Origin of the sequence: Crocosphaera sp. XPORK-15E (assembly GCF_034931425.1) — a bacterium.
Classification (GTDB): Bacteria; Cyanobacteriota; Cyanobacteriia; order Cyanobacteriales; family Microcystaceae; genus UHCC-0190.
Genome location: NZ_JAYGHQ010000016.1, coordinates 53,939 through 66,830, shown reverse-complemented (window position 1 = coordinate 66,830; position 12,892 = coordinate 53,939). Strand labels below are relative to the sequence as shown.

At 39.7% G+C, this 12,892-nt stretch carries 12 protein-coding genes and 1 tRNA gene; 9 read left to right on the top strand and 4 right to left on the bottom strand.

Features of this window, described 5'->3' with window-relative positions; translation table 11 throughout:
• Positions 1-38: 38 nt before the first annotated feature.
• Entirely contained in the window at positions 39-884 is an 846-nt protein-coding gene (locus tag VB691_RS17830) for a prohibitin family protein (protein ID WP_323292866.1), read from the bottom strand.
• Positions 885-1,518: 634 nt separating this feature from the next.
• Positions 1,519-2,802 carry a glycoside hydrolase family 10 protein gene (locus VB691_RS17825; protein ID WP_323292865.1) on the bottom strand — a complete coding sequence of 428 codons (1,284 nt, stop codon included), beginning with the start codon at positions 2,800-2,802 and terminating at the stop codon, positions 1,519-1,521.
• 109 nt (positions 2,803-2,911) lie between these two features.
• Between VB691_RS17825 and VB691_RS17820 the strand changes: the two genes are divergently transcribed.
• The 5 genes from VB691_RS17820 to VB691_RS17800 all read left to right on the top strand — a co-directional run bounded on the left by VB691_RS17820 (position 2,912) and on the right by VB691_RS17800 (position 7,701).
• Positions 2,912-3,115: a DUF751 family protein gene (locus VB691_RS17820; RefSeq protein ID WP_323292864.1), complete on the top strand. Its 204-nt coding sequence runs from the start codon at positions 2,912-2,914 to the stop codon at positions 3,113-3,115.
• A gap of 739 nt (positions 3,116-3,854) precedes the next feature.
• On the top strand, positions 3,855-4,295 hold the full coding sequence (locus VB691_RS17815; protein WP_323292863.1) for a DUF29 domain-containing protein: 441 nt from the start codon (positions 3,855-3,857) through the stop codon (positions 4,293-4,295).
• Positions 4,296-4,459: 164 nt separating this feature from the next.
• Entirely contained in the window at positions 4,460-5,317 is an 858-nt protein-coding gene (recO, locus tag VB691_RS17810; RefSeq protein ID WP_323292862.1) for a DNA repair protein RecO, read from the top strand.
• Positions 5,318-5,363: 46 nt separating this feature from the next.
• Positions 5,364-6,779 (top strand): MFS transporter, encoded by a 1,416-nt coding sequence (locus VB691_RS17805; protein ID WP_323292861.1) that lies wholly within the window; start codon positions 5,364-5,366, stop codon positions 6,777-6,779.
• A 163-nt stretch (positions 6,780-6,942) separates the two neighbouring features.
• Positions 6,943-7,701, top strand: coding sequence for a hypothetical protein (locus tag VB691_RS17800; protein ID WP_323292860.1), 759 nt, complete (start codon positions 6,943-6,945; stop codon positions 7,699-7,701).
• Positions 7,702-7,872: 171 nt separating this feature from the next.
• Here the strand turns inward: VB691_RS17800 and surE are convergent, their stop codons facing one another.
• Both surE and VB691_RS17790 read right to left on the bottom strand, forming a co-directional pair.
• Entirely contained in the window at positions 7,873-8,550 is a 678-nt protein-coding gene (gene surE / locus VB691_RS17795) for a 5'/3'-nucleotidase SurE (RefSeq protein ID WP_323292859.1), read from the bottom strand.
• A gap of 71 nt (positions 8,551-8,621) precedes the next feature.
• Positions 8,622-10,049: an NADP-dependent isocitrate dehydrogenase gene (locus VB691_RS17790; RefSeq protein ID WP_323292858.1), complete on the bottom strand. Its 1,428-nt coding sequence runs from the start codon at positions 10,047-10,049 to the stop codon at positions 8,622-8,624.
• A 140-nt stretch (positions 10,050-10,189) separates the two neighbouring features.
• On the opposite strand from VB691_RS17790, the gene VB691_RS17785 reads away from it, so the two are divergent.
• The 4 genes from VB691_RS17785 (at position 10,190) to VB691_RS17770 (ending at position 12,794) form a co-directional block, all read left to right on the top strand.
• Positions 10,190-10,263: transfer RNA gene (locus VB691_RS17785), tRNA-Val, on the top strand.
• A 372-nt stretch (positions 10,264-10,635) separates the two neighbouring features.
• A complete protein-coding gene (locus VB691_RS17780) occupies positions 10,636-12,120 on the top strand; it encodes a class I SAM-dependent DNA methyltransferase (RefSeq protein WP_323292857.1) in 1,485 nt (494 codons plus the stop codon).
• Between the two features lie 44 nt (positions 12,121-12,164).
• Positions 12,165-12,377 carry a type II toxin-antitoxin system HicB family antitoxin gene (locus tag VB691_RS17775; RefSeq protein WP_323292856.1) on the top strand — a complete coding sequence of 71 codons (213 nt, stop codon included), beginning with the start codon at positions 12,165-12,167 and terminating at the stop codon, positions 12,375-12,377.
• Between the two features lie 42 nt (positions 12,378-12,419).
• Positions 12,420-12,794 carry an endonuclease domain-containing protein gene (locus VB691_RS17770; protein ID WP_323292855.1) on the top strand — a complete coding sequence of 125 codons (375 nt, stop codon included), beginning with the start codon at positions 12,420-12,422 and terminating at the stop codon, positions 12,792-12,794.
• The last annotated feature ends 98 nt before the right edge of the window (positions 12,795-12,892 follow it).

Below are 12,892 nucleotides of genomic sequence, written 5' to 3'. Positions count from 1 at the left end.
TATTAACCGATCACCATCAATAATTAGGGATTAACTCTTTACTGAGTTTGTATATCTCCTAAATTAAATAGGAAAGGAATACTACTCTTATTATCCCCGTCCATAACTAACACTTTAGGCATTTGCGCTCCTCCTTCTTTCCACGCTTCAATGGCTTCTTTTTGTAGCACTAATTCCCCTCCTTGCGCTTTCAAGGTTTCGGCTAACAAACGCTGCGCTTCTGCTCTACCTTTAGCACGGTTAATATCAGCTTGTGCTTCCTGTTCTGCTTCTTGAGCAATATAAACTGCACGTTGCGCTCTCTGTTCAGCAATTTGTTTTTCTTCTACTGCACGAGAAAATTCAGGGGAAAAGTTTAGGTCAATAACGCTAGTATCCAGCACAATAATTCCATACTTCTCTAAACGAGAATTTAGGGCATTATCAAAGTCTTCTTTAAGTTCACTCCTCTGGGTAATTGCCTGTTCTACAGTACGTCTGGCTGCGGCAATTTTAAAAGATTCCTGGGTTTGGGGAGCGACAATTTTAGAGACAATATTTTGTAAGGTTCCTTGGGTTCGACGAATATCAACAACTTGCAAGGGATCAAGACGAAAATTAATGGCAAAACTTGCACTAAGATTTTGTAAATCTTTGGTGGAACTTTCGGCTGGAACTTCAAATTTCTGTACAGTAAGATCATACACGTCTACCGTAGAAATAACCGGCGGTTTAAAGTGTATTCCTTCTAATAATACTCCATCTTGCGCTTTGCCTAAAATGCTTAATACTCCTGCTTGGCCAGGGTTAACAACAATAAATGAGTTAAAACTTATGACAACCAATAAGGCGGCAATAATACCACCGATTAACGGTTGTAAGCTAGGGGGTGATTGACGGTTCACAAATATCTCTCCTTAATCCTATCTGGTTTCAATCTTAGCGGTTATTGCGACACTTAAGATGTTACGTAAAACTAACCAGAAATAAGGAGTATGTAGGTATACACCTTTTGCCTATCCTACCGTTACTATCATCCATTAGCATAGCAAAAAGTAGTATGGGTTGTCAATGCTTCGACTCCCTTCGACTTGGCTCAGGGCAAGCCGCTCAGCATTGACCCTGAGAGAAGCCGAAGGGTCAACCCCATTCTTTCGTTGCTTAATCAGAATGATTTTGATTGATTTTGCTCGTAGTGAACATTTTTTAACAGTTTTGGGGGAGTTTTTGTATTGAATGTTACAGTTTTTGTCAAAAATATAAACATAAAAAATACAAATATGTTACATTGCTTTAGATGAGTTAAGGTTAATTAATGGCGAGGATATCTTCTGACAGCAGTTTTCCTAGACAAAAATGGCTTTAAAATAATATTTTAACTTAAGTATGGGTAAGGCCAAATAGAGAGATTTTGTGCGAATCAATATAATTTACTAAGGCCCTTCGTGCTTAAATAAGAAGTAATAAGTAATAAGGCTTAAGACAGAGGTAAAACTTATTACTTATTACTTGTTAATGATGCCTTGCCCTTACCGAAAACTAAGGATTAACGGAGGGACGACTAACAAGAGTGGGAAAGATCTGTTTAAACATAAATTGCCGTTCTTTGGGAGATTTCGGTCCAAAGTTCCATAAACTTTCATAGAAGAAAAAAGAAACCCCGGCCAACTTTTGTTTACGGCTTGCAGCGACTTGCTCAGAAATTTTATTCATGGAAACAGGACGACCTTTTAACCCAGAAAGAACCCCAACACCAAAGGGAATATGGGCTTTTGCTTGCTGCACTTCAGGACTATTAATTTCTCGTTGAAAATCACTCAAATTTTCCCGATATACTTGTAATACTAATTCTTCAATCAGTCCTTTTTGCTGCCAAGTTTGCCAGTCTAAAAGAAAACAATTAGCGGAGAAAGTCTGAGGGTTAGGAGAAACCGAAACAATCACTTTAGGATTAGCTGCTTTAATCGCTGTAAATAATTCTCCCATATAAGTTGTAATTTTATTAGCTCTCCATTGTGTCCATTCTGTCCAAGCAGCATCATTGACCATACAATTATTACTGCCCATTTTTAAATTTGCTGGCGGTTTAGGAGGCAACTGACCATTATGTTCTTGTTGATATAGTTTTACGGTGAAATCATCATAACCAAAATCAAAAGGGATACCAAAATGATCATCAACTTGGATACCATCGAGATCATAATTACTGACAAGTTCAGTGATTAATTGAGTAATAAACCCTTGAACTTCGGGATGAAATGGGTTTAACCACACTCGTTGATGGACATTTCCTTCTAACCAAATTTTGCTACCATCTTGACGTTTGGTTAACCATTGATCATGGCGTTTAGCTAATTCCGAATCAGCCGGGGCCATAAAACCAAATTCAAACCAAGGGATTACAGCCATACCTTTTTTATGGCCTTGTTCTATCGTTTCTTGGAGAATATCTCGTCCTTGTAATCCTTCTGTGGGATCTAATTTTTGTCCAATGACAGATTCAGCAACAGTAGAAGGATAAAGTGTGTAACCCCAATTCCAAACGGTGGGATAAAGGGTATTAAAATTTAGCTGAGAGAGAGTATTGATGCCTTCGGTTAATTTATTTTTATCAAACAGAACATCACTATCAATATTGGTTAGCCAGACCCCACGAATTTCTGTGGGTTGATTGCGAGCTTGAGCAATATTGGGCCAGGTAAAGGGAATTAAGGTTAAATATAAGCCAAAGAGAATCAGAAAAATAAACCAAGTTTGACGACCCCAGAGACGACTGAAAATAACGAGGGCATCAGCACCCCGATCAAAAAGATTTTGTGCCATGATTAATCATTAAGTATTCAGGTTTTCTATGTTAGAGGATAGCGTAGAATGTTGTCCGATCGCTTGACTGATATGATGAAAGACGATTGTTAAGTTGGAAGGTTGAACTATGGGAGAATTTTTTGACAACGTTTCACGCTACCCCCGTTATCTGATTAGCTTTTCTTTGGGGGTCTTTTGGTCATTTTTTGAATGGATTAGACCCTTATTTAAAAATCCGGTTACTGCGATCGCTATGAGTGGCATTGTAGTCGGGGTCTTTTCTCTGCTTTATTTTACCTTAAAGGCAATGTTGGGATTATCAACGGTTTAGGCAAGACTTGGAGGGTGAAAGCCATCGCTATTTGTCGGGGTTTAATACTATTAAACCCTATGCTTTGCTGTTGCAATTGTTCTTGACAACCTTGACTTGACATGATATTCTATAGATAATGGGAAATCCGTGCGCTTGCAGACCCCTGCCGGAAAAAGAAAATCCTGACAATTGAAACAGGGAATTAGGAAAGCTAAAGGGCGATCAGTGTCTGTCGGGGTTTAACCTCTTTTTGGCGAGAAATCCCCGATTGAGGAACGAAAATCGAGGGATGATAGCCAAAGCAACAGTTTTGTGACATAATAGATGTGGCCGCCAGGTAAAAAACCTAAATCGCAGCCCAAGTTGGGGTGTACCCATCCAAGATGAGAGTGAAAGGTAGTCAATTGACGGAACCGACCGAGCTTGGGAAATACGACAAAAAATTGAACAAATCGACAAGTATCCAGGGACTCTGGAAAACGAAAACGCCTGATTAGTCGTTCTGTCGGGGAACCAACGGTGGGAGATGTTTATCATCATTTGTACCAACGAGTTTTAGATAAGTGGCGAAACCTCGCATGAGCGAGAATAACCAGGAATGCCCTATCGTGAGTTAGGGAGGTTCCCCGCACAAAACGTAGTGGCGTGCGTGGGAGGATGTCACTATCATTCAACCCGATACTTTGATGTTTCTTGGGCTTAATATTATTACCAAGGGGACATCTCGAAAAAATGATTCTCCACCGGAGTTTAACCCATGAGCCAGACAATATCGAAATTGACTTACGAGAGAGATTACCATCAATGGTCAATAGAACAAGCCAAGGCGTTACGAGAGCTTGTGAATACCCATCAGGAATTGAAACATTTAGAGAACGTAGACTGGGACAATATTATTGAGGAGATCGAAGCTTTGGGACGTAGTGAATATAATGCAGTGGTCAGCTTGCTCATCAGACAAATTGAACACCGTTTAAAGATTGACTATGTTCCTTTGCCTGAATGCCGTAATAAGTGGAAGTCTGAGGTTGTCGCTTTTAAAAAGAATATGAAGCGTAAAATAGCACCCAGTATGAAACCCAAGCTTCAAAAAGAGTTTTCAGAAATTTATCAAGATGCCGTTGAAATTGTCGAGTCCGAATATGAAATCAGCTTACCTAGCCAATGCCCTTATACCTTAGAGGATCTACTCCCCTAAACTGAATTTATTTATTATTATTTCCGAAGCGGCAATTTATCAGAGAATTGGGTTGAAAACCCCGTCTTTCTACTATTCTTTAATGTAGGGGCATAGCAATACTAAGATTTCGGATACAATGGAAAGTCTTACTGATGCCATGGCCCTACAGAAATAATCAATCAATGAGTCGAACCTATCAAGCGACAGGAATTATATTAAAAGGAATGCCTCTCGGAGAAGCCGATCGCCTGGTGACGATTTTATCTCCTGAATGGGGATTAATTCGGGCTGTAGTACCTGGGGCGAGAAAGCCAAAATCCAGTTTAAGGGGACGCTGTGAATTATTTATGGTCAATCAGTTATTAATTGCCAAAGGGCGATCGCTGGATAAAATAACCCAAGCAGACACTATTGAATCCTATCCAGGGTTAAGTAAAGATTTAGGGAAGTTAGCAGGAAGTCAATATTTAGCGGAATTAGTGTTAAGTTTAGCCTTAATTGATCAACCCCAAGGAGAATTATATGGACTGTTAAATGAACATCTCCGTCGCTTAGAAAAGATGTCTACCTCGGAAAGTTTACATGGTTATTTAGCCCAAGCAGTCTTTCATTTATTGGCGATCGCAGGTATTGCGCCTCAAGTCTATCGCTGTTGTCTCACCCAAAACACCCTTAATCCCAATTTTAGCGATCCTAATTGGCGAGTCGGGTTTAGTTTTGAGGCAGGAGGAGTGATCGATTTAGCCCTTCGAGACAGCCTAAAAGCCACCTTAAAGATGCCTGTAAACCAAAATAGTCCTTCTGTGTTACCAACCCTTAATAATCAACTCAGAGCAACAGAATTAAGCCTCTTACAACAGTTAAATTATTCTTCGTTGCCCCATCCAGGAAAACTCTTTCCCGCAGAAATCCTAGACAGTCTTTTTATTGTTCCCTGGGTAGAAGTAGAACATCTCCTCAGAGACTATGCCCAATATCAGTTAGGGCGATCATTTCGGTCAGCAACTTTAGTGGATAGCGTATCTTCGATGGAGTTTTAAGGTTTAATAAAAATTGTGTGATTTGCTATTTAATTAACCCCTAACCATGCCAGTTTCTAATTCTGAAACCACTTCCACCACAGAAAGCCCTATGGATCGCCCTCCCATCCCCAAAAAATCTCCCCGTCAAGGATTTGCCGCTGTCTTAGATAATCCTCGATTTTTAATTCTCTGGGTGGGTCAAGTCTTTTCCCAACTCGCGGATAAAATATATTTGGTGTTGATGATTGCCTTAATTGCGGGTAACTTTCAAGGGGAAAATCAACCTATCAGTGGTTGGGTATCAGCCATTATGATTGCTTTTACCATTCCTGCTGTTTTATTTGGTTCTTTGGCCGGGGTTTATGTAGATCGTTGGTCAAAAAAAGGGGTTTTAGTTATTTCTAACCTAATTCGGGCCGCCTTTGTGTTTATTATTCCCCCGTTATTATGGTTATGCCAAGATGATAAGGTAGCAATTACGGTGGCTTGGTTGCCTGACTGGTTAAGACGTTGGCAGCATCAAACCCAAGATGTGTTTTTCTTGCCTCTTGGTTTCTTAGTTTTATTAGTAATGACTTTTATTGATTCAACTATTACTCAATTTTTTGCCCCTGCTGAACAGGCTACCATTTCCCTCATTGTTAAACGTCGTCATTTACTATCAGCTAATTCTCTATTTACCACTACCATGATGGCCATGACCATTATTGGTTTTGCAATTGGAGAACCTTTGTTAGAATTAGCAGCAAATATGGCTAACACGATTAATCTTTCTTGGGAAGAAGGCAAAGCTTCTGTGGTGGGATTTTCCTATTTAATCGCGGGGTTAATTTTATCTTTCTTGAGAACAGGGGAAAAGCGGGAACATTATGAAAAGGAACGTCCCCATGCTTTTGATGATATTAAAGATGGGATTAGTTATTTAAGCAATAATCATCGGGTACGCAATGCCTTAATTCAGTTGGTAATTCTGTTTTCAATTTTTGCTGCATTGTCAGTTTTGGCAGTGCGTATGGCTGAAACTATTCCCGGCATGAAAGCGGAACAATTTGGCTTTTTACTGGCAACTGGTGGCTTAGGAATGGCCTTTGGGGCAGCAATTTTAGGCAATTGGGGGCAACGCTTTCGTAATAATCAATTAGGGTTATGGGGATCGATCGGTATGGCTGTGTCTTTGGTAGGTTTATCTTTGGGTACTTCGAGTCTCTGGATAACCTTGCTGATGACCACTTTTTTAGGGCTATTCGCGGCGTTTGTGGGGGTTCCCATGCAAACCATCATTCAATCAGAAACTCCCGTTGATATGCGGGGTAAAGTGTTTGGGTTACAAAATAATGCGGTTAATATTGCTTTATCCTTACCCTTGGCCTTAGCTGGTATTGCCGAAACTTTGGTCGGGTTGCCACCTGTATTCTTAGGGTTGGCGGTAATGGCGATCGCAGGTGGGGTATTAACTTGGTTTATTGGGTTACAAGAGTAAAAAATCGGGTTTTCAAGCTTCAGTAATACAGAAACTGTAGGGATAAGGCATTAGCAAATTTTCGGGTTAAACCATTTTCTTACTATCGCCTTGTCCTGACCAAAAATTAGGTTAACAGTAAGTTAAGGCCAGTCCTCATAGTAAAATTGGTAGAAATTCGTTTATGAATTTATCATTGACACAAAAACCGTGCTATAAAAGTGGCGCAATGGACTGGGGAATTTCCATGCTTCAGGTTAAAGATAAAACCATTACCCAAGTGGCAGTATTACTGTCTCGTTATGGGTTTGAATTGAAAAAAATCACCATTCCTGAATTACTTGAGGGCTGGTTAGCTTCCTATTCAGTTTACTGGATTCGTTTGGCTATTGTGGAAGCTCTTTATCAAGGCCGTTATAAAGCGATTTCGGTTGAATATATTTTAAGCCTTTGGAAGCGACTAGGACAACCAACTTATAACTTTACCCAAGATTTTGAACGTTTGATCACCGGTAATCTTTTCCTGGATGACTTAACAACTGATTCTATGGAGTCTGATGATGTCCCAATTAATCAGCAGGAAATAGAGACGGTTACTGAAGAAATTCCGGCTAACTCTCTCACCTTAACCCCTGTTCAAGAATTACTGAAAAATTTAGCAACTGCTCACAAAATACCCTCAGAATCTTCTTTATCAATGTCTCAAGAAAATTCTTTTTTATTGTCTGAAGCTTCCCAAGATGATTTAGATAATAATCAGGATAAAATTGCTTTAAATATTCCAGAAAATGATTCAAATATAGTTATTGAAAAAACTTTATCAGATAATTTTAATGGTTATGTTAAGGGGCCAATTCATCAATTTGTTCCCGATGGTGATTCTTCAGAATTTTATGGAAAATTGAGGGCAGTTGTTCACCAAGAATTAGCGGAAAATCATTAATTTATTTGATACCTTAGTTATCCTGCTAGTAGCAATTAATGCAATTCTCTTTGCTTCTAATGCCAAACTTAATTGGATTCATTATAAATAATAACTTAATCCCTAAACTACTTTATTGGCCCGGTAATCTAAGCTTATTAATGTTAGTGACTCTCTTGATTTTTGATTGATTTACAACTTAATCAAAGTTACTGCAATATTTCCCGAAAAACAAACATCGACATCTGTGCCTTCTGCTCGTTGTCTTTTGGCATATTCTCCATAATAATAAAAATAATCTCTTTCAACACGATAATCAACAGGTAAAGGATGAATACTACCTTCACAAAAGACAATTTCTGGCTCAGGGGAACCAATTTCTAAATGAGGTAAATTAACATTCCAAAAACTACCAGGGTTCAGGGGAATATTCCAAAGAGTTTCTAACACCCTTTCTGTCCATTTTGTAGCTAATTCCCAATCAATTATTAAAGGTCGTTTAATCCAATGGGAAATGGCAATTCCTGGAACCCCGTGCATTGCTGCTTCCCTAACTGCTGCAACCGTTCCCGAAATATAGACATCAACCCCTAAATTTCCCCCCGCATTAATGCCAGATAAAACCCATTTTGTTTCTGTTTCAAGATGTTTTAAAGCAATGCGAGTACAGTCTGCTGGTGTACCATCTACTGCGTATTCTGTCGGGGAACGTTTATCTAAATGAATGGGTTTATGAGTCGTAACTTGATGACCACAACCAGAATGGGGTTCTTTCGGGGCCACAATAATTCCTTGACCCCCTAAAGCCTTTGATAAGGCACGAATTCCAGGGGCATCAATACCATCATCATTTGTTAAAATAAAGGTCATAATTTCGATTCTCTGCTTAATCCTTTTTATCCTAGGGACAATTTATGAATTGTCCCTACAGTTGTCAAAAATTAATCATTAAAATGATCAATAATTGCTTGAGCAAACTCCGAACATTTCAAAGGTGGATCAACGGGAGGTTCCATTAACCGGGCCAAATCATAAGTAACTTGACGGTTGGCGATCGCATTACCTAAGCCTTTTTTAATCAAATCTGCGGCTTCTTGCCATCCCATATATTCCAACATCATCACCCCTGATAAAATCACTGAACCAGGGTTAATGCGGTCTAAACCTGCGTGTTTTGGGGCAGTTCCATGGGTGGCTTCAAAAATAGCGCAAGTATCCCCAATATTAGCACCGGGCCCCATGCCTAAACCACCGACAACGGCGGCCGCAGCATCAGAGAGATAGTCCCCGTTTAAATTCATGGTTGCGAGGATAGAATATTCATCAGGGCGGGTTTGAATTTGTTGGAAAATACTATCAGCAATGCGATCATTCACCATGATCTTTTCTTTCCATTTTCCATTACCATGACTGTCCCAAATAGCATCAAGAACAGTCTTAACTTCTGCACAAGCTTCCTGTTTTTTATCTGGGGTTAGGGCATCATAACCAGGTTCAACTTGACGAGCATTATCTTCAATACTCAGGTCGGCTTTTTTCTCTTTATTACTCAAAATCCAAGATTCTCGTTCCGTCACACAGACATCTCGAAATTCTGAGGTTGCTAGTTCATATCCCCAGTCACGAAAGGCCCCTTCAGTGTATTTCATAATATTACCTTTATGCACTAAAGTGACCATTTGCTTCGCTTTGGGAAGGGTTAATGCGTGTTCCATCGCACGACGCACTAACAATTGTGAGCCAGTTTTACTAATGGGTTTAATCCCAATTCCTGAGTCTAAACGAATTTGTTTCTTCCCATGTTCTGGAGTTGCGGGAATCAGTTCATTATTCAAATAATTGATCAGTTTTTCCCCAATTTCTGATCCTTGTCGCCATTCAATTCCTAAATAAATATCTTCGGTGTTTTCCCGATAGACAATGACATCTAATTTCTCAGGGAACTTATGGGGAGAAGGAGTCCCAGGATAATAGCGACAGGGACGCACACAAGCATATAAATTAAAAATTTGCCGTAATGCGACGTTTAGGGAGCGAATACCCCCACCAATGGGCGTTGTCAGGGGGCCTTTGATGGCGATACCATACTCTTTAATAGCGGTTAAGGTATCTTCAGGTAAATATTGATAGGTTCCATAAAGCTCACAAGCTTCATCCCCTGCATAGACCTTAAACCAATTGATTTTTTTGCTGTCTCCGTAAGCAGCAGCGATCGCAGCATCAATGACTTTTTCGGTAGCGGGCCAAATATCAACCCCTGTTCCATCGCCACGAATGAAGGGAATAATGGGATCATTAGGAACAATGGGTTTACCGTCTTTAAAGGTGATTGTAGAACCAGTGGTGGGGGGTGTCAGTTTTTCGTACATAGAATGATCAATAATCAAAGGTCATCTTTTCATTACACCCCCCAATGGGGTCAACTCCCCCATCTCTTAAGGAAATCTATGTAACTTGGTGGCGTGGGTTGTGATTTTTTAAACTTGTGTGTTATATTAGAAACTTGTGCGGACGTATAGCTCAGTTGGTTAGAGTACATCGTTGACATCGATGGGGTCACTGGTTCGAGTCCAGTTACGTCCATATTTTTAAACTATCTACATATCATGTATATGTACAAGGAACCTGTAGAGTTTTTTGGTCACTTCAAAAGTTTTGTTTTTTGTTTGTTTTCATCAACCAGAATAATTTCTGTTTCCCCCACATGAAGAATTTTTCGTCCTTTTCCATCCCACAAAATTAAACTTCCTGTACCCGAAACAATGGGAGCGTTTATGGTGACTAATTTCGTTCAATTTGCTTATATAGGCTCCAGTACCAATTTAAAGAAAAGATTTGAAAATTCGGGTTTTTTAGAGCAATTAGAGAAATTTAAAAGTGAGTATGAGTAATCGCAGGATAAAATAACAAAGGAGTGTATATTCCTTTCACACTTACTTAACAGGAGTTTATTGAATGATCACAGGTGAGATTAAATCCAAGGTGGATAAACTTTGGACGACGTTTTGGAATAATGGCATCAGTAACCCCCTCTCTGTGATCGAACAAATATCCTATTTACTTTTTATCAAAAGACTTGATGATTTGGAATTGACCAAAGAGCGGAAAGCGCAAAAATTCAAACAATCAGTTGAAAATCCTGTTTTTTCAGCAGAACAACAAAGATCGCGCTGGTCCCATTTCAAGAACCTCACCGATGCCGAGGAAATGCTCAAGATTGTGCGAGATGAAGCTTTTCCCTTCATTAAAAATCTGGGGGGAACGCAAGTCGAAAATGCCTATGCTCGTCACATGAAAGATGCGGTGTTTTTGATTGCTAATCCTGCCTTGTTAACGAATGTGGTAACACAGATTGAGCAAATTCCCATGGAAGATCGGGACACCAAGGGGGATCTCTATGAGTATATGCTCTCGAAGCTAACCACCGCAGGAACTAACGGACAATTTAGAACCCCTCGCCATATTATTAAAATGATGGTGGATTTAATGAACCCAGGCGCAAGGGACATCATCTGTGACCCTGCTTGTGGGACGGGAGGCTTTTTGGTTGCTGCTGCGGAGTATTTACGCCATTTAAAAAATGCTGAGGGTGGACTGGTTTTAAATGCCCCAGGCAACCGCGAACACTTCAATCAGGAAATGTTTCACGGGTTTGATTTTGATGGCACAATGTTGCGTATTGGTAGCATGAACTTGATGCTGCACGGGATTGAAGACCCCAAGATTGAGGCAAGAGATTCACTCTCAGAAGATTATTCAGGAATCTCTGAAGCTTTTACTATGATTTTGGCTAACCCACCCTTTAAGGGCTCGGTAGAGAATTCGACGATCGCCAAAGATTTAACTAAAGTTATTTCTACGACTAAAACCGAATTGTTATTTTTACCTCTGTTTCTACGACTGCTGAAAATTGGCGGAAGAGCAGCCGTAATCGTTCCTGATGGGGTGTTATTTGGCTCTTCCAATGCACATAAAACCATTCGTAAAACCTTAATTGAGAATCATAAGCTTGATGGGGTGATTTCTATGCCGTCGGGGGTGTTTAAACCCTATGCAGGGGTTTCGACGGCGGTGATTATTTTTACTAAGGTGGGAGTAGAAAAAGACGGGACGGATTATGTTTGGTTTTATGACATGAAAGCTGATGGTTTGTCTCTCGATGATAAACGGCAACCAGTAGCAGAAAATGATATTCCCGATCTATTAGAAAAATGGCACAACCGCGATCCTAAAGGAGAATCAGATCGTAAAGAAAAGGCGTTTTTTGTCCCTAAGAAAGAGATTAAGGATAATGGTTATGATCTTTCAATTAACCGCTATAAGGAGATTGAATATGAGGAGGTTGAATATGAACCGCCTAAGATTATTTTAGGAAAACTGCGATCGCTTGAAGCTGAAATTAGTTCTGATTTGGATGAACTAGAAAAGATGTTGGGGTAGGAAATGGGCAAATTTGATTGTGAAATACGGTTTAGGAGGTAGCGATGTCGGTTAAATATGAATTGATTATTTACTGGAGTGAGTCAGACCAAACTTTTATCGTCGAAGTGCCAGAATTACCTGGATGTATGGCAGATGGTCAAACTTATGTCGAAGCGGTGACTAATGCTGAGGTGGTAATCTCTGAATGGATTGAAACTGCTCAAGAATTAGGGCGCGATATTCCTACTCCTAAAGGGAGGTTGCTTTATGCTTAGTTCAATCCCCCTAAATCCCTGTTAAAAGGGGAGGGAATTAATATGAGAGAAAGTAATTTTCATTTGCCTTATAATCCTAAACTGGTGGCGAAAGCTAGGGAATTACGGAAAAATATGACCCCAGCCGAAAAAAAACTTTGGTATGATTATTTAAAAAGTTTTCAGTTTAGAGTATTACGACAAAGACCGATCGCCTATTTTATTGTTGATTTTTATTGTGCTGCTTTGAAATTGGTGATTGAGGTAGATGGAGAGTCTCATTTTACGGAACATGGTAAGGTTTATGATGCTAAACGCACTGAAATTCTAGAAGGTTATGGTTTAAAGGTCATTCGGTTTACTAATGATGAGGTGTTACATTATTTTGAAGCGGTTTGCGATCGCATTGAGTCTTTTATCCCCCTAAATCCCCCTTAGAAATGAGTTTTGATCCCCCTAAATCCCCCTTGGAAAGGGGGACTTTCTGACAATGATTATTAGGCAAGAATAAATGATGTATTTGTATTTCTATTCAA